Source organism: Pseudomonas sp. 91RF (assembly GCF_003576265.1).
Classification (GTDB): domain Bacteria; phylum Pseudomonadota; class Gammaproteobacteria; order Pseudomonadales; family Pseudomonadaceae; genus Aquipseudomonas; species Aquipseudomonas kribbensis.
The window spans coordinates 60,451-78,101 of sequence record NZ_QWFC01000034.1 but is presented as its reverse complement, the minus strand read 5'-3'; the positions used below and the strand labels follow the sequence as shown (position 1 = coordinate 78,101).

Below are 17,651 nucleotides of genomic sequence, written 5' to 3'. Positions count from 1 at the left end.
GACTAATGACGGTTATGACGCAAGTTTAGCTCAGCCCTTGAGCTTCTCGGCAATCCAGATCGTGTGGCGGGTGCCCTTGTTGCCGTGGGCGAAGACCTGCACTTCCTCGGCCTTGAAACCGGCCTTATTCAATTTGTCGGAAAACTGCCGGTCGGCGCTGGCCGACCACACCGCCAGCACGCCTTTGGGCCGCATCGCCCTGGCACAAGCGGCCAGACCGGCGGCGGAATACAACCAGCTGTTGGACCGCTGGGTCAGGCCTTCGGGGCCGTTGTCGACGTCGAGCATGATCGCGTCGAAACCGTTCGGCTCGCTTTGCAGCACCTTGGCCACGTCTTCCTGACGGATCACCGTGCGTGGGTCGAGCAGCGGGCGTCCGGACTTTTCACCGAGCGGGCCACGGTTCCACTCGACGACGCCGGGCACCAGTTCGGCGACCACCACTTCGGCGCTCTTGCCCAGATGCTTGAGCGCGGAGGCGAGTGTGAAGCCCATGCCCAAGCCGCCGATCAGCACCCGCGAGTCCGGCCGACCGGCAACCTTGCGGCAGGGGATCTCGGCCAATGCGTCTTCGGAACCGTGCATGCGGGTGTTCATCAATTGCCCGCCATCGCCGCCCTGGATCTTGATGACAAAGTCCTCGCCATACTCGAACAGGCACAGGGCGCCGCCGTTGTCAGGGATCGGCGTGGTGTCGAGCAGAACGAAACGTTTCATGGAAATCTCTACAGGGGGGAAGGCAAGCAGGCGCGTTGGGAGTAGCCTGAGAGCAGACTTCAGGCAACGGAGCCCTTGATGAAGCGCACCATTCTAACGGTCATTGCCCTGGCCGCGCTCTCGATTACTGCAGTGCAGGCCCAGCAGACGATTCCCGCCAACCCGACACCGCAACCGGGTTCCCCCGGCACCGCAACGCCGACGCCGTATCCGCAGATCAGTCCGGTATCGATTCCCAAGGCCGGCTCCGGCAGTGGCGGGCCACCGCTGGTGCCGATCGAGATGCCCAGCCCGCCGTCCAAGGATCAGCCGGTGCCGGGGATCGAACAACCCGAAGGTAAAACCAAATCCCCCGGCGGCTAGATCTGTTGCGCCGCCAGTTGGCCGTCGGCCATGCGCAGGCGTTTGGAGAGGGAAACGGCGAGGGCGCGGATGATCTTGGCGGCGATCTTCGGCGCATCGTTGAGCATTTTTTCCAGCGAGTCCTTGCCGAGGTTGAGCAACTGACAGTTGCTCGCCGCCACGCAGGTCGCCGAGCGGCGTTCGCCATCGAGTACGGCCATTTCGCCGAACGCCCGACCGCTGCGCAGAGTGGCCATGGTAATGACCTGGCCGTCAGTGCCGGTCTTCTGCACGGCCACCTGGCCGGTGTGGATGATGCACATGAAACTGCCGGCATCGCCTTCGCGAAAGATCGCCTCGCCCTCGGCCACGGTGCTGATGCTGAAGTAGCCCGAGGCAGCGGCGAAATCCGCCAGTTGCAATTGATCGAACAGGCCGCAGTCCATCAGCCAGTCACGGATTTCGTTGTTCAGTAAGGTCGGTTCTGACATGTCATCGCGGTCTTTTTGTTGTTTCGGGTTACAGGCTCGCCACCGGGAGCCGACTTGATTATCGGCTTCCAGTGCCCGGAATTAAGACCCAAGTGACCGGCGGAGTTCCTCAGGCGATGCCCAGAACCTTGAAAACAAATGCATATTCGAGCGCTACGTCACGTAATCCCTGATAACGCCCGCTCATGCCGCCATGGCCGGCACCCAGTTCGGTCTTGAGCAGCAGCGGGTTGTTGTCGGTCTTGGTCGCGCGCAGTTTCGCCACCCACTTGGCCGCTTCCCAGTACTGCACGCGGCTGTCGTTGTAGCCGGCGATCACCAGCGTCGCGGGATAGGCCTGGGCAGTGACGTTTTCGTACGGCGCGTAGGCCTTGATCCGCTCGTAGACGTCAGGCTCTTCGGGATTGCCCCACTCGTCGTATTCGGTGACGGTCAGCGGCAGATCCGGGTCGAGCATGGTGTTGAGCACATCGACGAACGGCACTTCGGCAATCGCCACGCCGAACAGGTCCGGGCGCTGGTTGAGCACCGCGCCGATCAGCAGGCCACCGGCGCTGCCGCCGCTGATCGCCAGTTGCGGCGCAGTGGTGATGCCGTTGAGGATCAAGAACTCGGCGCAGGCGATGAAGTCGCTGAAGGTGTTTTGCTTGTGCTCCTGCTTGCCGGCGCGATACCAGGCTTCGCCCAGCTCACCGCCACCACGCACGTGGGCGATGGCGAACGCCATGCCGCGATCCAGCAGGCTCAGGCGGGCGTGGGAGAACCACGGATCGAGGCTCGAACCGTAGGCGCCGTAACCGTAGAGGTACAGCGGCACCTGTTTGCCGAGCATTTCGCGTTTCATCACCAGGCTGATCGGCACCAGCGTGCCGTCCGGAGCCGTGGCCCACAGGCGCTGGCTGACGTAGGCGTCGGCGTCGAACGGGCCGAGTACCGGGGTTTCCTTGAGCACTTCCTGTTCGCCGGTAGCGAGGATCAGTTGCCGGACCTGGGCCGGGCGATTCAGCGCTTCATAGCGCAGGCGAATGCGGTCGCTTTCGAACTCCAGACTGTTTTGCACATAGAGGCTGTAAGCCGCGTCCGGCAATTGCACGCGATAAGGCGCCAGACCGTGTGGGCGCACTTCGATGATCGGCAGCCCGCCTTCGCGCAGGCTCAGGGTCAGGGCTTCGGCGTTGAGGGTCACGCCATCGAGCATCACCGAATCGCTGTGCGGGATCAGGTTCTGCCAGTCGGCTTCGCTCGGCGCGATGCCGGTGTCCGGCGCCTGATACAGCGCGAAGTTGATGCCGTCGCGGTTGGTGCGGATGAACCAGGTCCATTCGCCATCGAGCTTGCCGTGGTCGACGTCGTATTCGTGATCCTCGACCCGTGGCGCCAGGCAGGTGAACGGCTGGTGCGGCTGATTGGCATCCAGCGCCCAGACTTCGCTGGTGGTCTTGCTGCCGAGCGACAACAGCAATTGCTGTTCGGAGCTGGCGCGGTAGCAATGCAGGAAGAAACGCCCGTCCGGCTCGTGAAACACCTCTTCGGCGGCGGTGCCGTCGAGGCGGTAGCGGAACAGTTTGTGCGGGCGATGGGTGTCGTCGAGTACGCCGAAGAACAGCGTCAGGCTGTCGTTGGCCCAGGTCATGCTGCCGTCGCAGTCCTGGAATTCCAGTTCGCTGATGCGCTCGCTGGCCAGTTCCTTCACGAACAGCGTGTAAATCTCGTCGCCCGAGGCATCGACGCTGTAGGCCAGACGCTGGTGATCCGGGCTGATGCTGAATGCGCCAAGGGAGAAAAAGCCGCCATTGGCCAGGGCATTCGGGTCGAGCAGCAGTTGCTCGCGGCTTTCGTCGAGGGTCAGGCTGTCGTCGGCCGGGCGCGGGCAACGGTAGTGGCGCGGGTATTCGTCACCCGCCGTGGTGCGGGTGTAATACAGATACGGGCCCCACGGCGACGGCAGGGACAGGTCGGTTTCGAGGATCCGGCCCTTGATCTCCTCGAACAGGGTTTCGCGCAGCTCTGCCTGATCGGCGGTCTGCGCCTGCTGGTAGTCGTTTTCGGCCTTGAGGTAGTCGAGCACCGCGTCGGTGTCGCGTTCCTGCAGCCAGGCGTACGGGTCGGCACCGGCATCCTTGGGGGCAATCGGGGCGCTGGTGACGTTGGCGGATACGGGCATGGAGGGCTCTCGAACATGACAAATGAGGACCGCACGGACGGCGGGGAAGCCTGATGTGCGAAAAGTCGTTACTATAAGCGCCTCTTTGCCTGCCTTGCCATGGACACCATGACCGAGAACGACTATCTGATCGCCTGGGGCCTTTACGCCTTTGCCGCTGTTGGCTGCCTGCTGGTGTGGATGCGCATGACCCGCTGGATGTGGCGCTGGCTGCGCGAGCCGCTGCGTGTTTTGATGGCGGTGTTGCTGTTCAGCCCGACCATCATCGATCCGGTGAAGGAAAAATTCGCCCCGGCCGTCGCCATCACGGCGCTGGACCTGGCGTTCAAGGTCGGCAACAACGCCTGGCGGGCCATTTCCGAATTGCTCATGTACGCGATGATTGCGTTCGGCCTGTACCTGATTTTCGTGCTCATCCGCTTCCCGATCGAACGCGCTTCGAAGGCGCGCAAGGAACAGGCCGAGGCCGCCCGCGCCGCTGCCCGTGCCGAAGACGAGCGTGACGGCGATCAACCGTTCGGCGGTGCCGGCGATGATCGTTACGGCCGTCCACCGCTGCCGAGCAATCCGCAGCGCGGACGCGTCGAGCCGCGTCTGTAATCACGAGAGCCCGCACATGTGTGAACTATTGGGCATGAGCGCCAACGTGCCGACCGATATCGTGTTCAGCTTCACCGGGCTGATGCAGCGCGGCGGTCGCACCGGTCCGCATCGCGATGGCTGGGGCATCGCCTTCTATGAAGGTCGCGGGCTGCGGCTGTTTCAGGATCCGGCAGCCAGCTGCGAGTCGGAAGTCGCCAATCTGGTGCAGCGTTATCCGATCAAGAGCGAAGTGGTCATCGGCCATATCCGTCAGGCCAACGTCGGCAAGGTCTGCCTGTCCAACACCCATCCGTTCGTCCGCGAACTGTGGGGACGCAACTGGTGCTTCGCGCACAACGGCCAGCTCGCCGATTTCACCCCGATCAAGAGTTTCTACCGCCCGGTCGGCGATACCGACAGCGAGGCGGCGTTCTGTGATTTGCTTAACCGTGTACGTGCAGCGTTTCCGGAGCCGGTCGATATAGAAGTGCTGCTGCCGGATCTGGTCGCGGCCTGCGCCGAGTACCGCAGTAAAGGCGTGTTCAATTGCCTGCTCAGCGACGGCGACTGGCTGTTCTGCTATTGCTCGACCAAACTGGCACAGATCACCCGTCGCGCACCGTTCGGCCCGGCACGGCTCAAGGACGTCGACGTGATCGTCGATTTCCAGGCCGAAACCACGCCCAACGACGTGGTTACGGTGATTGCCACCGAACCTCTGACCGAAAATGAAACCTGGACCCGCTACGAACCGGGCCAATGGAGCCTGTGGCGACGCGGCGAATGCGTCAGCCAGGGCACGACCGAATAAAGGATCTCTCCTCGATGTTGCTCAGTTATCTACGGCTGGTGTTGTTTGCGGCGGGCCTGTTGATCGGTGTCCAGGTGCCGGGATTCATCAACGATTACGCCAAGCGGGTCGAAGCGCATCTGATCGAGGCGCAGACCGGTCTGCGTGGCTTTCAGGGCACTGCCGAGCAGTTCTTCAAGGGTGATCTGCAGGCACTGGTCGCTCACTATCGTGCCAGCGAAGACCCGGTGTTTCGCAGCGATGCCGACAGCCTGAGCACCTTGCTCAACCGTCAGCTGGCGCTGGACAAGCAATTCCAGGCGATGCAAGGGCCGTGGTACATCCGCTTCCTGCAAGTGGTGCTGGCCGCCGATCCGGATATCCGCAAGGAAACCTGGAACGGCTACAGCTACCAGATCCTGCTGACGCCTGAAGCAATGATCTGGGGCATGAGCGGCGCGTTGCTGCTGTCGTTCGGCCTCGAATGCCTGTTCCGTCTGATCGACTGGGTGGTGCTGGGCGGCAAACGCCTGCGCCAGAGCCGGCCGATCGAAGACCGGGATGTGCGCGGGCTGTAAACCTCGATGCATCGTTCCCACGCCGTGGGAACGATCAACTCAGAACGATGTAATCCGTGCCCACCTTGCGCGCATACCCCTCCAGCACCTGATGACACAGGGTCACAATCTCCTCGACCCATTCCACGCCGACCCGCCATGACACCACCACTTGCAGAGCGGGTGGCCGTTGATCGATGTCGAGCAGGGTCAGTTCGCCCCGCGCCAGTTCTTCGGCCACCAGCACCGGTGGCAGCGCGCCGATACCGAAGCCATCACGCAACAAGCGGGTGATCGCCGACACCGAGTTCACACAGTTCAAGCGTGGCGCCAGCACGCCCTGGGCCTGCATCAGCGCCAGAATGTCCTGATGCGGCCGGGAGTTTTTCGAATAAGTGATGATCCGTTCCTGCGCCAGGTCGGCGAGGTTTGCGTAGTCGCGGTTGTAGATCGAATTGCTGGCGACGATCCAGCCGATAGGGTGGCTGGCCAGCTCCAGACTGCGCACGCTTTCATGGCGCACCAGATCGGTTTGCAGGATCAGATCGAGAAAGCCTTTTTGCAGCTGATCGCAGAGATTCAGCGAGGTATCCGCCACCAGCTCGATTTCTACCCGTGGGTACAGATCGGTCATCTGCGCCACCAACGGGCTGAGCCAGGTGTGAATCACCGTGTCCATCACCCCGATGCGCACCCGGCCGACCTTGCTCGATCGGGTCTCGATGGACTGCTTCAGCGCCTGCATCGTGTCGAGCATCTGCTCGGCATAGTCCAGCACTTTCAGGCCTTCCGGCGTCAGGCTCACACCGCGTGAATCCCGCACAAACAGCTTCACCCCAAGCTCGCCTTCGAGCACCGCGATCCGGCTGGAGATCGAAGCCTGGGTGGTGAACAGCTTGTCGGCGGTCAGGCGAAAACTCTTCAGCCTGGCGACCCAGACGAAGGTCTCGAGAAACTTCAGGTTCATGGCAACAAATTTTTCTTATGTCTTGGGCGGGTTTTTATTCGTTGGACGCGACCGGGTGACGCACCCAAGAATCGACGCATCCGGTTCCCACGATAGGCGTCGTCGGAGCTTCGAACAAGACCAATAAAAGCCTGCGGAGACATGCCATGAGTGCGCCCGACACCCTCGACCTCCCCAAGACCACGGCCCGTCCCGGCCCGTTCGACTGGTATCGCAACATCAATCAGCAGGAGCGCCGCACCTTCTGGAGCTGCAAGATCGGCTACGGTCTGGACGGCATGGACACCCAGATGCTCAGCTTCGTGGTGCCGACCCTGATCGCGATGTGGGGCATAACCACCGGTGAGGCCGGGTTGATTCACACCAGCACGTTGATCGCCTCGGCCATCGGCGGTTGGGTGGCGGGGATTCTCTCCGACCGCATCGGCCGCGTACGCACCCTGCAACTGACGGTGCTGTGGTTCGCCTTTTTCACTTTCCTCTGCGGTTTCGCCCAGAACTACGAACAACTGCTGATCGCCCGCACCCTGATGGGCTTCGGATTCGGCGGCGAATGGACCGCCGGCGCGGTGCTGATCGGTGAAGTGATCCGCGCCAAGGATCGTGGTAAAGCGGTGGGCATGGTGCAATCCGGCTGGGCGCTCGGTTGGGGGCTGACGGCAATTCTCTATGCGCTGCTGTTCTCGGTGCTGCCACCGGAAGACGCCTGGCGCGCACTGTTCATCCTCGGCATCGTGCCGGCGGTGTTCGTGATTTTCGTCCGCCGTCTGGTGAAGGATCCCGAGATCTACCGCGAGGCGAAAGCCAAGCAAACTCCTGACAGCCCGTCGAAGTTCTACGAGATCTTCGCCCCCGGCATGCTCTTCACCACGTTCCGCGCCTCGTTACTGACTACGGGTGCCCTCGGTGGTTACTACGCGATCACCTCCTGGCTGCCGACTTTTCTGAAGAACGAGCGCGGCTTGAGCGTACTCGGCACCGGCGGTTATCTGGCGATGGTGATCATCGGTTCCTACGCCGGTTATGTGATCAGCGCCTATTTGACCGACCTGTTGGGCCGCAAGAAGAACTTCATTCTGTTCGCGGTCGGCTCGTTCACCATCGTTCTGCTCTACACACAATTGCCGGTCAGCAACGGCGTGATGCTGTGGCTGGGCTTCCCGCTGGGCTTTTTTGCTTCGGGGATTTTCAGTGGCATGGGGGCGTTTCTGACTGAACTGTTTCCAACCCGGATCCGCGGCTCGGGGCAGGGCTTCTGCTACAACATCGGCCGGGCGCTGGCAGCGTTATTCCCGCTGCTGATCGGGCTGCTCAGCCAGAAAGTACCGCTGAGTGTAGGCATTGGTGCCTTCGCAGCAGTGTCCTACGGGGTGGTGATCCTCGCGGCGTTGAGCCTGCCGGAAACCCGTGGCAAGCAACTGGACGCGCAGTAACTGATAACCTGCGACAACGCCCTACGATAAAAAAAGACAAAAGCTACAGGAGTGTTCACCGTGAGCCGCCTGCTATTGAACTGTGACATCGGCGAGAGCTTCGGCAGCTGGACCATGGGTCTGGACGCGGAAGTCATGCCCTTCATCGATTGCGCCAACATTGCCTGCGGTTTCCACGCCGGCGACCCCAGCATCATGCGCAAGACCGTCAGCCTGGCCCTGAGCCACGGCGTGCAGATCGGCGCGCATCCGGCCTATCAGGATCTGGTGGGGTTCGGCCGACGCTCCATGGCTTACACCGCCCAGGAACTGCAAGACATCCTGCATTACCAGATCGGCGCCCTCGACGGTATTTGCCGTGCTCAGGGGGGCAAAGTCAGTTACGTCAAACCCCACGGCGCGATGTACAACGACATGATGGCCAACCCTGCGCAGTTGCGGGCGGTGATTCAGGCCGTCGCGGCTTACGATCGCTGCCTGCCGCTGATGCTGATGGCCACCCGTGACAATACGGCCGCCCAGCAACTCGGTGACGAATACGGTGTGACCCTGTGGTTCGAAGCCTTCGCCGACCGCGCCTACGACAGCGCCGGCCGACTGGTCTCGCGACAACTGCCGGGCGCGGTGCACCACGATTCCGAAACCATCATCGGGCAAGCGCTGACCATCGCACGTGGCGACAATCTCACCGCCAGCGACGGCAGCACGCTGCACCTGCAAGCCAACACGTTGTGCGTACACGGCGACAACGCCAGTTCGGTTGCGGCCGTGCAGCGCATTCGTCAAGCCTTGAACGAGCAGAGCGCGCCATGAATCCGCGGGTGGAAGTGGTGGCACTGGATTGCCTGATGTTGCGCCTGTTCGATGAAATCGCCGAAACCAACATGCCGTGGATGCTCGCCGCCAGCGAGCGGTTGCGCACGGTGTTCGGCGAGCATCTGATCGATCTGGTGCCGTCGTACACCACGTTGATGGTGCATTACGACCTGACCGAATTGAATCCAACTCAGGCTCGGGAATTGATTACCGAAGCCTTGATCGACCTGTCGCCGAATGCGCGCACCGGTGGCCAGTGCCATGTGCTGCCGGTGTGGTACGACCTTAGCGTCGGACCGGAATTGAGCCTGTTGTCGCAGCGCAGCGGGCTGGCGGTGGAAGAAGTGATCCGCCGCCACAGTGCCCGGGAATATCAGGTATTCGCCCTGGGTTTTGCGCCGGGTTTCGCTTTCATGGGACTGGTGGAAGAGGTCCTGGCGGCACCGCGTCTGAATACACCACGCAAGAAAGTCGCCGCCGGCAGCGTCGGTATCGCCGAGCGCCAGACCGCAGCGTATCCGGTGGTGTCTCCCGGTGGCTGGAACCTGATCGGCCGCACGCCGGAAAAACTGTTCGACCGCGAGCGCGATGGCTACAGCCTCATGCAGCCCGGCGATACCGTGCGTTTCGAAGCGGTGAGTCACGCAGAATTCATCAACCTCGGCGGTGATGACACACCTCTGGAGGCACTGTCATGAGCCGACTGACGATTGAAGCGAGCACGCCGCTGTGCCTGTTGCAGGATGCCGGGCGGTTTGGCGTGCGCCATCTGGGCGTGACCCAAGGCGGCGCGGCGGACTGGCGGTCGATGGCCTGGGCCAACTGGCTGCTGGGCAATGGCCTGGATCTGCCGGTGATCGAAATCACCCTCGGCGGGTTTGCGGTGGTGGCGCAAGAGGATTGTCTGCTGGCGCTGGCCGGTGCCGATCTGGGCGCGCAGATTGACGGTGAAGCGCTGGCGCCGTGGCGCAGTTTCAAACTGTGCAAAGGACAGACCTTGAAGTTCACCCAGCCATTGCTGGGGGCTCGGGCCTATCTGGCGGCGCCCGGTGGTTTCAGTGCGCCGAAAGTGTTGGGTAGCAGTGCGACGGTGGTGCGCGAGGAACTTGGCGGCCTTGATGGATTCGGCTTGCCATTGAGCAAGGGCGCAAGCCTGAGTTATCAGGGCGAAACCCTGCTGGTGCGTGAGGTCCCGGCGCAACATCGACCGGATCTGCGCCTCGATGCGCCACTGGACCTGGTGCTCGGTGCGCAGATCGGTCAGTTCAGCGGGCAGAGCCTGTTCGATGCGTTCAACAGTCATTGGACGCTGGACAGTCGTGCCGACCGCATGGGCATTCGCTTGCTGGGCACTGCTTTGCAGTATCAGGGCCAGCCGATGATTTCCGAGGGCATTCCGCTGGGGGCGGTGCAGGTGCCGCCGGACGGGCAGCCGATCGTGTTGCTCAATGATCGGCAGACCATTGGCGGGTATCCGCGATTGGGAGCGTTGACACCGCTGGCGCTGGCCCGACTGGCACAGTGTCTGCCGGGGGCGAAAGTCAGATTGCGCCCGGTGGTGCAGGACGTCGCGCACCGGGAACATGTCGAGTATCTGAAGCGCTTTTGATCGTTCCCCCGCCATTGGCGGGGGAACCATTGCGGATTACTTGGACAGAAACCGCATCCCTTCTTCCAGCCCGCGCAACGTCAGCGGATACATCTGATCCTCGATCAGATCCCGCACGATATTGGTCGACGAGGTGTAGCCCCAGGTGTCCTTCGGGTAGGGGTTGATCCAGATGAGCTTCTTGTACTTCTCCATGAAGCGCTGCATCCACACGTAACCCGGCTCTTCGTTCCAGTGCTCGACGCTGCCGCCGGCCTGGGTGATTTCATAAGGCGCCATGGCGGCGTCGCCGATGAAGATCACTTTGTAGTCGGCGCCGTACTTGTGCAGCAGGTCCTGGGTCGAGGTGCGCTCGGAGGTGCGGCGCATGTTGTTCTTCCACACCGATTCATAAATGAAGTTGTGGAAGTAGAAATACTCCAGATGCTTGAACTCGGTCTTGCAGGCCGAGAACAGTTCCTCGCAGATCTTCACGTGGGCGTCCATCGAGCCGCCGATGTCGAACAGCAGCAACAGCTTCACCGTGTTGCGTCGTTCCGGGCGCATCTGGATGTTCAGCAGGCCGGCATCCTTGGCGGTGTGGTCGATGGTCCCGTCAATATCCAGCTCTTCCGCCGCGCCCTGTCGCGCGAATTTACGCAGGCGGCGCAGGGCGACCTTGATGTTGCGGGTGCCCAGTTCCACGGAGTCGTCGAGGTTCTTGTACTCGCGTTGATCCCAGACTTTCACCGCTTTGCCCTGGCGCTTGCCGGCGTCGCCGACCCGGATGCCTTCCGGGTTGAAACCGCCGGAGCCGAACGGGCTGGTACCGCCGGTGCCGATCCACTTGTTGCCGCCAGCGTGGCGTTCCTTCTGTTCTTCCAAGCGTTTCTTGAACTCTTCGATCAGCTTGTCCAGGCCGCCGAGGGACTGGATCTGCGCGCGTTCTTCGTCGGTCAGCGAACGCTCGAATTCCTTGCGCAGCCAGTCCTCGGGAATCAGCGCCTGCAAGTGATCGTCGAGCTTTTCCAGGCCATTGAAGTAGGCGCCGAACGCGCGGTCGAACTTATCGAAATGCCGTTCGTCCTTCACCAGGATCGCCCGGGACAAGTAGTAGAACTCGTCCATGTCGGCGAACGTCACGCGCTGTTTCAGCGCGTTGATCAGGTCGAGCAGCTCGCGCACCGAGACCGGCACCTTGGCTGCACGCATTTCATTGAACAGGTTGAGCAACATGGCGTCAGCCTCTTAGCGGGTGCCGCGACGGCTCATGAACGCCAGACGTTCCAGCAGTTGTACGTCCTGTTCGTTCTTCACCAGTGCACCGGCCAGCGGCGGAATGGCCTTGGTCGGATCGCGTTCGCGCAGCACCGCTTCGCCGATGTTGTCGGCCATCAGCAGTTTCAGCCAGTCCACCAGTTCCGAGGTCGAAGGCTTCTTCTTCAGGCCCGGCACCTTGCGCACGTCGAAGAACACGTCCAGCGCTTCGCTGACCAGATCCTTCTTGATGTCCGGGTAGTGCACGTCGACGATTTTCTGCAGGGTGCTGCGGTCGGGGAAGGCGATGTAGTGGAAGAAACAGCGGCGCAGGAAGGCGTCCGGCAGCTCTTTCTCGTTGTTGGAGGTAATGATGATGATCGGACGTTTCTTGGCCTTGATCGTCTCGTCGATCTCGTAAACGTAGAACTCCATCTTGTCGAGTTCTTGCAGCAGATCGTTGGGGAACTCGATGTCGGCCTTGTCGATTTCGTCGATCAGCAGAATGACGCGTTCTTCGGACTCGAACGCTTCCCAGAGCTTGCCCTTCTTCAGGTAGTTGCGCACATCGTGGACTTTTTCATTGCCCAGTTGCGAGTCGCGCAGACGGCTGACCGCATCGTACTCGTACAGGCCTTGATGGGCCTTGGTGGTGGACTTGATGTGCCAGGTGATCAGCTTGGCGTCGAACGATTCGGCCAGTTGCTCGGCGAGCATGGTCTTGCCGGTGCCCGGTTCGCCCTTGACCAGCAGCGGCCGCTCCAGGGTGATGGCGGCGTTGACCGCCAGCTTCAGGTCATCGGTGGCGACGTAGGCCTGGGTGCCTTCGAACTTCATCTGCTAATCCTCGAACGGTAACGCCGACCTGAACGGGCAGGGCGGGGGCGAAATAATCGGATGCCCGACTATAACGCGCGGCCCGGTCGACTGTGAACGCAGACGGCTTATTCAGTCTCTGAATGGGGCGTCACATGTTGACTCAGTTTCGGCACGAGGCCAGTATTCAGGTATCGCCGATTTGGCGATAGCCTTCGAGCATGTCTACTAAATACCGATTTCGCGAAAAATACCGCATTCAGTTGCGCGAGAAGGATCACCCGCCACCCCATGTTCACCTGACCGGTGGTGGAGTGGATGTGATGCTGAGCCTGGAAACCGTTGAGGTCATGATGGGCAAGGCACCGCCGCTGATCGTCAAGGAAGCGTTGGCGTGGGTTTCGGCCCATCAGACGCAATTGCTGGAGGACTGGAAACGATGTTACCCATGAAGAGGCCACGGTTGTCGGCAGTTCAGGCACTGGCTGATGCTCACCTGTCACTGACCTTTATTGATGGCCAACAGCTGAACCTGGACTTGAGACGCGATCTGCAAACCTATCCCGGGCTCGCTCCGCTATTGGATAGTGAAGTGTTCGCAACCGCTGACTTGGGCGACGACGGCTGGAGCGTGGAATGGCTGGAGCCGGATATCCAGATTGGTGCCGATACCTTGTACCGGGACGCGCTCGCGCAAAATGCACCGGACGAAAACACGCGGATCTTCATGGATTGGCGCGCTCGCACCGGTTTACCGCTGAATGAGGCAGCCGAAGCGTTGGGCGTCAGTCCCCGCAGCATCAGTCGCTACAGTAATGGCCGGGAACCCGTGCCACGGTCATTGGCCCTGGCCTGTCTGGGTTGGGATTCGTTGCAGGAAAAACCTGCACTGATCGCAGCAGAGGACACTGGGCGCTACATCGTCAACCGTAAAACTTAACCCGCATCCGGCTTCGGCCGCTCATACCGGGCATTGAAAGCCTGAATGAATCCATTGCGCAAAATCTGCAAAAACGCTTCGAACGCGCTGATATCTTGCTGATGGACGCTGCCGCTGAGTTCGACCTTGGTTGCGAACTGGTTTTTGGCCTGGTTTTTCAGCACGGTTTCAGTGCCGCCGACCAGTGCCTCCCAGACTGAGCGGAAGATGCTTTTGTTCTTGTTTTCCACGTCCTGCTGCCAGTTGAACACTTCGACATCGCGCAGCAGCGGTTTGATGTAACCGGTGAGTTGGGCTTTTTTGGCCTGCGCTTCGATGACCACGTCGCCGTGGCCGGCGTTGAAGTCGAATTTGCCGTAAGCCGAGGCGAAGTCGTTCATGCGTTTGAGTTCGAGGTCGCGGGCCCGCAGGCGAAATTCGAAATCCTCGAAGTTGCTCAACGGGTCGAATGTGGCGGAGGTTTCCAGTGGTGCCTGACCGAGCAGCAGGGCCTTGCCTTCGAAGCGGGCATCGCGCTTGCCTTTGGTGTCGACCACGTTGGTCAGGTTGTAAATGCTCGCCTCGACGTTCGTGGCGTTCATGTTCACCGGAGGTTTGGAGCTGAAGTTGCGGAAACTGATACGGCCATCGTGGATCTGCACTTCATCGAGGGTGATCGGCAGCAGCTTGCCCAACTGCGCGCGCCAGTCGGTGCCCTTACCGGTCTGGGAGTTCTGCTTGTTGGCGCCACCATCGACGAAGTTGACCTCGGGTTTGAAGAATTTTACCTGTGCCACCACCGCATGGTCGTACCACAGTGAATGCCAACTGACGGACAAGTCGATCAACGGCGCGTTGACGAACGGCACTGGCACCTTGCCGTCGACCTTGACGATCTTCAGGCCGTTGATCTTGTACGCGCCACGCCACAGGGCCAGATCGACATCGGTGATCTGGCCACGGTAGTCGCCCATGTTGGCCAGCTTGTCATTCAGATAGTTGCGCACGACATAGGGCAGGGCGATGTGCAGGGCGATCAGCAGTACGACGACGGTGCCGAGTATCCACAATGGCCAGCGGTAGCGACGCTTCATAGGGGCGATTCCCGAAGGGTGTACAGCGATTGACTGTTGGCGGTTGCAGACGTTCGACCCGACTGGACTGGCAGGAGCAACAGGCTTACCTTGGAGAGCTGAATTCAACGCTGCACAAGGACCCAGCCATGAGCCGTATTTTTGCTGACAACGCCCATTCCATCGGCAATACGCCGCTGGTACAGATCAACCGCATTGCGCCCCGTGGCGTGACGATTCTGGCCAAGATCGAAGGTCGCAACCCGGGTTACTCGGTGAAGTGCCGGATCGGCGCGAACATGATCTGGGACGCCGAAAGCAGCGGCAAGCTCAAGCCGGGCATGACCATCGTCGAGCCGACTTCGGGCAACACCGGCATCGGCCTGGCCTTCGTGGCGGCCGCTCGCGGTTACAAACTGATGCTGACCATGCCGGCCTCGATGAGCATCGAACGGCGCAAGGTGCTCAAGGCATTGGGCGCAGAGCTGGTGCTGACCGAGCCTGCCAAGGGCATGAAAGGCGCAATCGAAAAGGCTGCCGAGATCGTTGCCGGCGATCCGGGCAAATATTTCATGCCGGCCCAGTTCGACAACCCGGCCAACCCGGCCATCCACGAAAAAACCACCGGCCCGGAAATCTGGAATGACACCGACGGTGCCATCGACGTGCTGGTGGCGGGCGTCGGTACCGGTGGAACCATCACTGGTGTATCGCGGTATATCAAGAATACGGCGGGCAAACCGATTCTCTCGGTGGCGGTGGAGCCCGTATCTTCGCCGGTGATCACTCAGGCGCTGGCCGGTGAAGAGATCAAGCCGAGCCCGCACAAGATTCAGGGCATTGGTGCCGGATTTGTGCCGAAGAACCTGGATTTGTCGATGGTGGATCGGGTCGAGCGCGTGACCGACGAGGAGTCCAAGGTCATGGCGCTGCGTCTGATGCAGGAAGAGGGGATTCTGTGCGGGATCTCCTGCGGTGCGGCGATGGCCGTGGCGGTGCGCCTGGCGGAAACACCGGAAATGCAGGGCAAGACTATCGTCGTGGTGCTGCCCGACTCCGGTGAGCGTTATCTGTCGAGCATGTTGTTCAGCGATCTGTTCACCGATCAGGAGAATCAGCAGTAAGCGTCCCGTTGATTCAGATCAGCCAGGGTTCAGGCTCGTTATGTTAATTAGTGCTTTATTGCGCAATTCTTAACACTGAATCTTGGGTCGGGCGGGTTTTTCCCGGAGCCGGTAGTGTTTATCATGGCCGGCCGCCATGTCGGGTAAATGACATGGCGTGGCGTTGTCTTTTTTCAAGGAGTCGTTGATGACCTTTTCGTTGGCCGCCAAGGTGTTGGTGTTGCTGCTGTTCGTGAGCAGCATCCTCTACGTGCATTTGCGCGGCAAGGCGCGTTTGCCGGTGCTGCGCCAGTTCGTCAACCATTCGGCGCTGTTCGCTCCGTACAACGCCTTGATGTACCTGTTTTCCGGCGTGCCGTCCAAACCGTACCTGGACCGCAGCAAGTTCCCGGAACTGGACGTGCTGCGCGACAACTGGGAAACCATCCGCGACGAAGCGATGCACCTGTTCGACGAGGGTTACATTCGTGCCGCCGAGAAGAACAACGACGCCGGTTTCGGCTCGTTCTTCAAAAAGGGCTGGAAGCGTTTCTACCTCAAGTGGTATGACAAACCGCTGCCATCGGCCGAGACCCTGTGCCCGAAAACCGTGGCTCTGGTGAGCGCCATCCCCAACGTCAAGGGTGCAATGTTCGCGCTGTTGCCGGGCGGCAGCCACTTGAACCCGCACCGTGATCCGTTTGCCGGTTCCCTGCGTTATCACCTGGGGCTGTCGACGCCGAACTCCGACGATTGCCGGATCTTCGTTGACGGTCAGGTCTACGCCTGGCGTGATGGTGAAGACGTGATGTTCGACGAGACTTACGTGCACTGGGTCAAGAACGAAACCGAACAGACTCGCGTCATCTTGTTCTGCGACGTCGAGCGTCCGCTGAGCAACCGCCTCATGACCCGCATCAACCGCTCCATCAGCGCCTGGCTGGGCCGCGCCACCGCACCGCAGAATCTCGACGACGAGCGCGTCGGCGGGATCAACCAGGCCTATGCCTGGACCAAGAACTTCAGCGACCGGTTCAGCGGTGTGGTCAAGCAGTGGAAACGCCGCAATCCTAAGGCCTACCGTGTGATGCGGCCAGTGCTGGCAGTGGTGGTGTTGACGTTGCTGGGGTATTGGTTGTTTGGTTGAGGCTGGATGCAGACAATAAAAAACCGCTCGTTTGAGCGGTTTTTTTCTTTCTGAATCAGGGACGGCCAGCCAGCAAGCTTGGTTCATCGATAGCGGTACCTGTTGCAATGATCTGTAAGAGCTGCCGTTGACTGGCTGTCAATACCGTCAGATCAGAGTCACACTTCATTGCGTGCGCTTTTTTCTTTCTGGGGGATTTTTTTATTTCTTTGCGCATGTTCCCACCTTGGTTGATCAATATTTGAGCGCTTTTCACAATACTAGCCTCCCTACTGTTTTGACAAGGCGACCCTCGCTATCCAAACCGAAGCCGAGTTGTTCGTAAATGGGTATTGCTCCCTGGAATGGCTGTTGAGCCTCGATCAAACTGCTTCCAATGATGCGGGCGTATTGCTCGATAGCCAGAACGGATAACGGTGCAACACGGTTCTTCAACGGATGGGGTTCTCTTGGCCGTCCCTCAAGACGTACGATTCGAATGCGTCGTCGACTTTTATTCGGGTTGGCAAAACACAGTCCGCACAGTTCAGATTCAAACCAGATTGCGATGTCGAGAGCGAGAGGTTCGCGTGCTTTCCATCCAATGACGTCTATCCATGAAAAATGCGGGTTCTCCCAACATTCAAAAGCACTCAGCGCCAACGAGTCGATAGGTTCGAAACGTACTTTCGACAGGTCAAGAGTTGTGGGGCCAGCCATCTCCAGGTCAATCTGGAGTTGAGTCGTGGCAATGCGGGCAAGCTTCCTGGCTTGCGATTTGTACAACTGATACCGCAGATGATTCCGTTCCCTTGGCATGTGATCTCGCGCATTCCATGTCCCCTATCGATGGTCGTTGCCATTGCTAATGAGCCTATGCGCCTGCTTCCAGCCTGTCGCTAGCGGCCCT

At 60.5% G+C, this 17,651-nt stretch carries 21 protein-coding genes; 12 read left to right on the top strand and 9 right to left on the bottom strand.

Annotated features, from left to right (window positions below; translation table 11 throughout):
- Nucleotides 1-30: 30 nt before the first annotated feature.
- Nucleotides 31-717, bottom strand: a complete 687-nt coding sequence (locus tag DXT77_RS18735) for a hypothetical protein (RefSeq protein ID WP_119428730.1) — start codon at nt 715-717, stop codon at nt 31-33.
- Between the two features lie 78 nt (nt 718-795).
- Between DXT77_RS18735 and DXT77_RS18730 the strand changes: the two genes are divergently transcribed.
- A complete protein-coding gene (locus tag DXT77_RS18730) occupies nt 796-1,080 on the top strand; it encodes a hypothetical protein (RefSeq protein ID WP_119428729.1) in 285 nt (94 codons plus the stop codon).
- Here DXT77_RS18730 and DXT77_RS18725 read toward each other — a convergent pair.
- Together DXT77_RS18725 and DXT77_RS18720 are read right to left on the bottom strand one after the other, a co-directional pair.
- On the bottom strand, nt 1,077-1,550 hold the full coding sequence (locus DXT77_RS18725) for a cyclic nucleotide-binding domain-containing protein (RefSeq protein WP_119428728.1): 474 nt from the start codon (nt 1,548-1,550) through the stop codon (nt 1,077-1,079). The two genes, DXT77_RS18730 and DXT77_RS18725, sit on opposite strands and share 4 nt — an antisense overlap.
- Nucleotides 1,551-1,659: 109 nt before the next feature.
- The gene (locus tag DXT77_RS18720; RefSeq protein ID WP_119428727.1) at nt 1,660-3,714 is read right to left on the bottom strand and encodes a S9 family peptidase; all 2,055 of its coding nucleotides are present in this window, start codon (nt 3,712-3,714) and stop codon (nt 1,660-1,662) included.
- A gap of 99 nt (nt 3,715-3,813) precedes the next feature.
- On the opposite strand from DXT77_RS18720, the gene DXT77_RS18715 reads away from it, so the two are divergent.
- From DXT77_RS18715 to DXT77_RS18705, 3 genes are read left to right on the top strand one after another with little or no spacing between them, the layout of a single operon-like run.
- Nucleotides 3,814-4,314, top strand: coding sequence for an MFS transporter (locus DXT77_RS18715; RefSeq protein WP_085710282.1), 501 nt, complete (start codon nt 3,814-3,816; stop codon nt 4,312-4,314).
- Nucleotides 4,315-4,330: 16 nt separating this feature from the next.
- A complete protein-coding gene (locus DXT77_RS18710) occupies nt 4,331-5,107 on the top strand; it encodes a class II glutamine amidotransferase (protein WP_003222625.1) in 777 nt (258 codons plus the stop codon).
- A gap of 14 nt (nt 5,108-5,121) precedes the next feature.
- Nucleotides 5,122-5,664 (top strand): DUF2937 family protein, encoded by a 543-nt coding sequence (locus tag DXT77_RS18705; protein WP_085710286.1) that lies wholly within the window; start codon nt 5,122-5,124, stop codon nt 5,662-5,664.
- A gap of 34 nt (nt 5,665-5,698) precedes the next feature.
- On the opposite strand, the gene DXT77_RS18700 is transcribed toward DXT77_RS18705, so the two are convergent.
- Nucleotides 5,699-6,610 carry a LysR family transcriptional regulator gene (locus DXT77_RS18700; protein ID WP_119428726.1) on the bottom strand — a complete coding sequence of 304 codons (912 nt, stop codon included), beginning with the start codon at nt 6,608-6,610 and terminating at the stop codon, nt 5,699-5,701.
- Nucleotides 6,611-6,756: 146 nt separating this feature from the next.
- Between DXT77_RS18700 and DXT77_RS18695 the strand changes: the two genes are divergently transcribed.
- Genes DXT77_RS18695 through DXT77_RS18680 form a run of 4 tightly spaced genes read left to right on the top strand, consistent with a single transcriptional unit; the run spans nt 6,757 to nt 10,468 of the window.
- Nucleotides 6,757-8,043, top strand: a complete 1,287-nt coding sequence (locus DXT77_RS18695; RefSeq protein WP_085710290.1) for an MFS transporter — start codon at nt 6,757-6,759, stop codon at nt 8,041-8,043.
- 60 nt (nt 8,044-8,103) lie between these two features.
- Nucleotides 8,104-8,856 carry a 5-oxoprolinase subunit PxpA gene (locus tag DXT77_RS18690; protein WP_119428725.1) on the top strand — a complete coding sequence of 251 codons (753 nt, stop codon included), beginning with the start codon at nt 8,104-8,106 and terminating at the stop codon, nt 8,854-8,856.
- Nucleotides 8,853-9,557, top strand: a complete 705-nt coding sequence (locus tag DXT77_RS18685) for an allophanate hydrolase subunit 1 (protein WP_119428724.1) — start codon at nt 8,853-8,855, stop codon at nt 9,555-9,557. Before DXT77_RS18690 ends, DXT77_RS18685 begins: the two co-directional genes overlap by 4 nt.
- Nucleotides 9,554-10,468, top strand: a complete 915-nt coding sequence (locus DXT77_RS18680; protein ID WP_119428723.1) for a biotin-dependent carboxyltransferase family protein — start codon at nt 9,554-9,556, stop codon at nt 10,466-10,468. Before DXT77_RS18685 ends, DXT77_RS18680 begins: the two co-directional genes overlap by 4 nt.
- A 36-nt stretch (nt 10,469-10,504) precedes the next feature.
- Here DXT77_RS18680 and DXT77_RS18675 read toward each other — a convergent pair whose 3' ends face one another.
- Nucleotides 10,505-11,683: a VWA domain-containing protein gene (locus DXT77_RS18675; protein ID WP_007956512.1), complete on the bottom strand. Its 1,179-nt coding sequence runs from the start codon at nt 11,681-11,683 to the stop codon at nt 10,505-10,507.
- 12 nt (nt 11,684-11,695) lie between these two features.
- Nucleotides 11,696-12,541 (bottom strand): MoxR family ATPase, encoded by an 846-nt coding sequence (locus DXT77_RS18670; RefSeq protein ID WP_119428722.1) that lies wholly within the window; start codon nt 12,539-12,541, stop codon nt 11,696-11,698.
- Nucleotides 12,542-12,741: 200 nt separating this feature from the next.
- Between DXT77_RS18670 and DXT77_RS18665 the strand changes: the two genes are divergently transcribed.
- Together DXT77_RS18665 and DXT77_RS18660 are read left to right on the top strand one after the other, a co-directional pair.
- A complete protein-coding gene (locus DXT77_RS18665) occupies nt 12,742-12,972 on the top strand; it encodes a DUF4160 domain-containing protein (RefSeq protein WP_119428721.1) in 231 nt (76 codons plus the stop codon).
- Nucleotides 12,960-13,460 carry a helix-turn-helix domain-containing protein gene (locus DXT77_RS18660; protein ID WP_119428720.1) on the top strand — a complete coding sequence of 167 codons (501 nt, stop codon included), beginning with the start codon at nt 12,960-12,962 and terminating at the stop codon, nt 13,458-13,460. The genes DXT77_RS18665 and DXT77_RS18660 overlap by 13 nt, the downstream gene beginning before the upstream one ends.
- Here DXT77_RS18660 and DXT77_RS18655 read toward each other — a convergent pair.
- Entirely contained in the window at nt 13,457-14,533 is a 1,077-nt protein-coding gene (locus tag DXT77_RS18655) for a DUF748 domain-containing protein (protein ID WP_119428719.1), read from the bottom strand. The genes DXT77_RS18660 and DXT77_RS18655 overlap by 4 nt on opposite strands.
- Nucleotides 14,534-14,661: 128 nt before the next feature.
- Here DXT77_RS18655 and cysK point away from each other — a divergent pair, with 128 nt between their 5' ends.
- Complete coding sequence (cysK, locus tag DXT77_RS18650; RefSeq protein ID WP_085710303.1) at nt 14,662-15,636, top strand: cysteine synthase A; 975 nt, start codon at nt 14,662-14,664, stop codon at nt 15,634-15,636.
- A 187-nt stretch (nt 15,637-15,823) separates the two neighbouring features.
- Nucleotides 15,824-16,762 (top strand): aspartyl/asparaginyl beta-hydroxylase domain-containing protein, encoded by a 939-nt coding sequence (locus tag DXT77_RS18645; RefSeq protein WP_085710304.1) that lies wholly within the window; start codon nt 15,824-15,826, stop codon nt 16,760-16,762.
- A gap of 55 nt (nt 16,763-16,817) precedes the next feature.
- Here the strand turns inward: DXT77_RS18645 and DXT77_RS18640 are convergent, their stop codons facing one another.
- Together DXT77_RS18640 and DXT77_RS18635 are read right to left on the bottom strand one after the other, a co-directional pair.
- On the bottom strand, nt 16,818-16,979 hold the full coding sequence (locus tag DXT77_RS18640; RefSeq protein ID WP_178083477.1) for a hypothetical protein: 162 nt from the start codon (nt 16,977-16,979) through the stop codon (nt 16,818-16,820).
- Nucleotides 16,980-17,014: 35 nt separating this feature from the next.
- A complete protein-coding gene (locus DXT77_RS18635; RefSeq protein WP_119428717.1) occupies nt 17,015-17,560 on the bottom strand; it encodes a hypothetical protein in 546 nt (181 codons plus the stop codon).
- Nucleotides 17,561-17,651 lie beyond the last annotated feature (91 nt).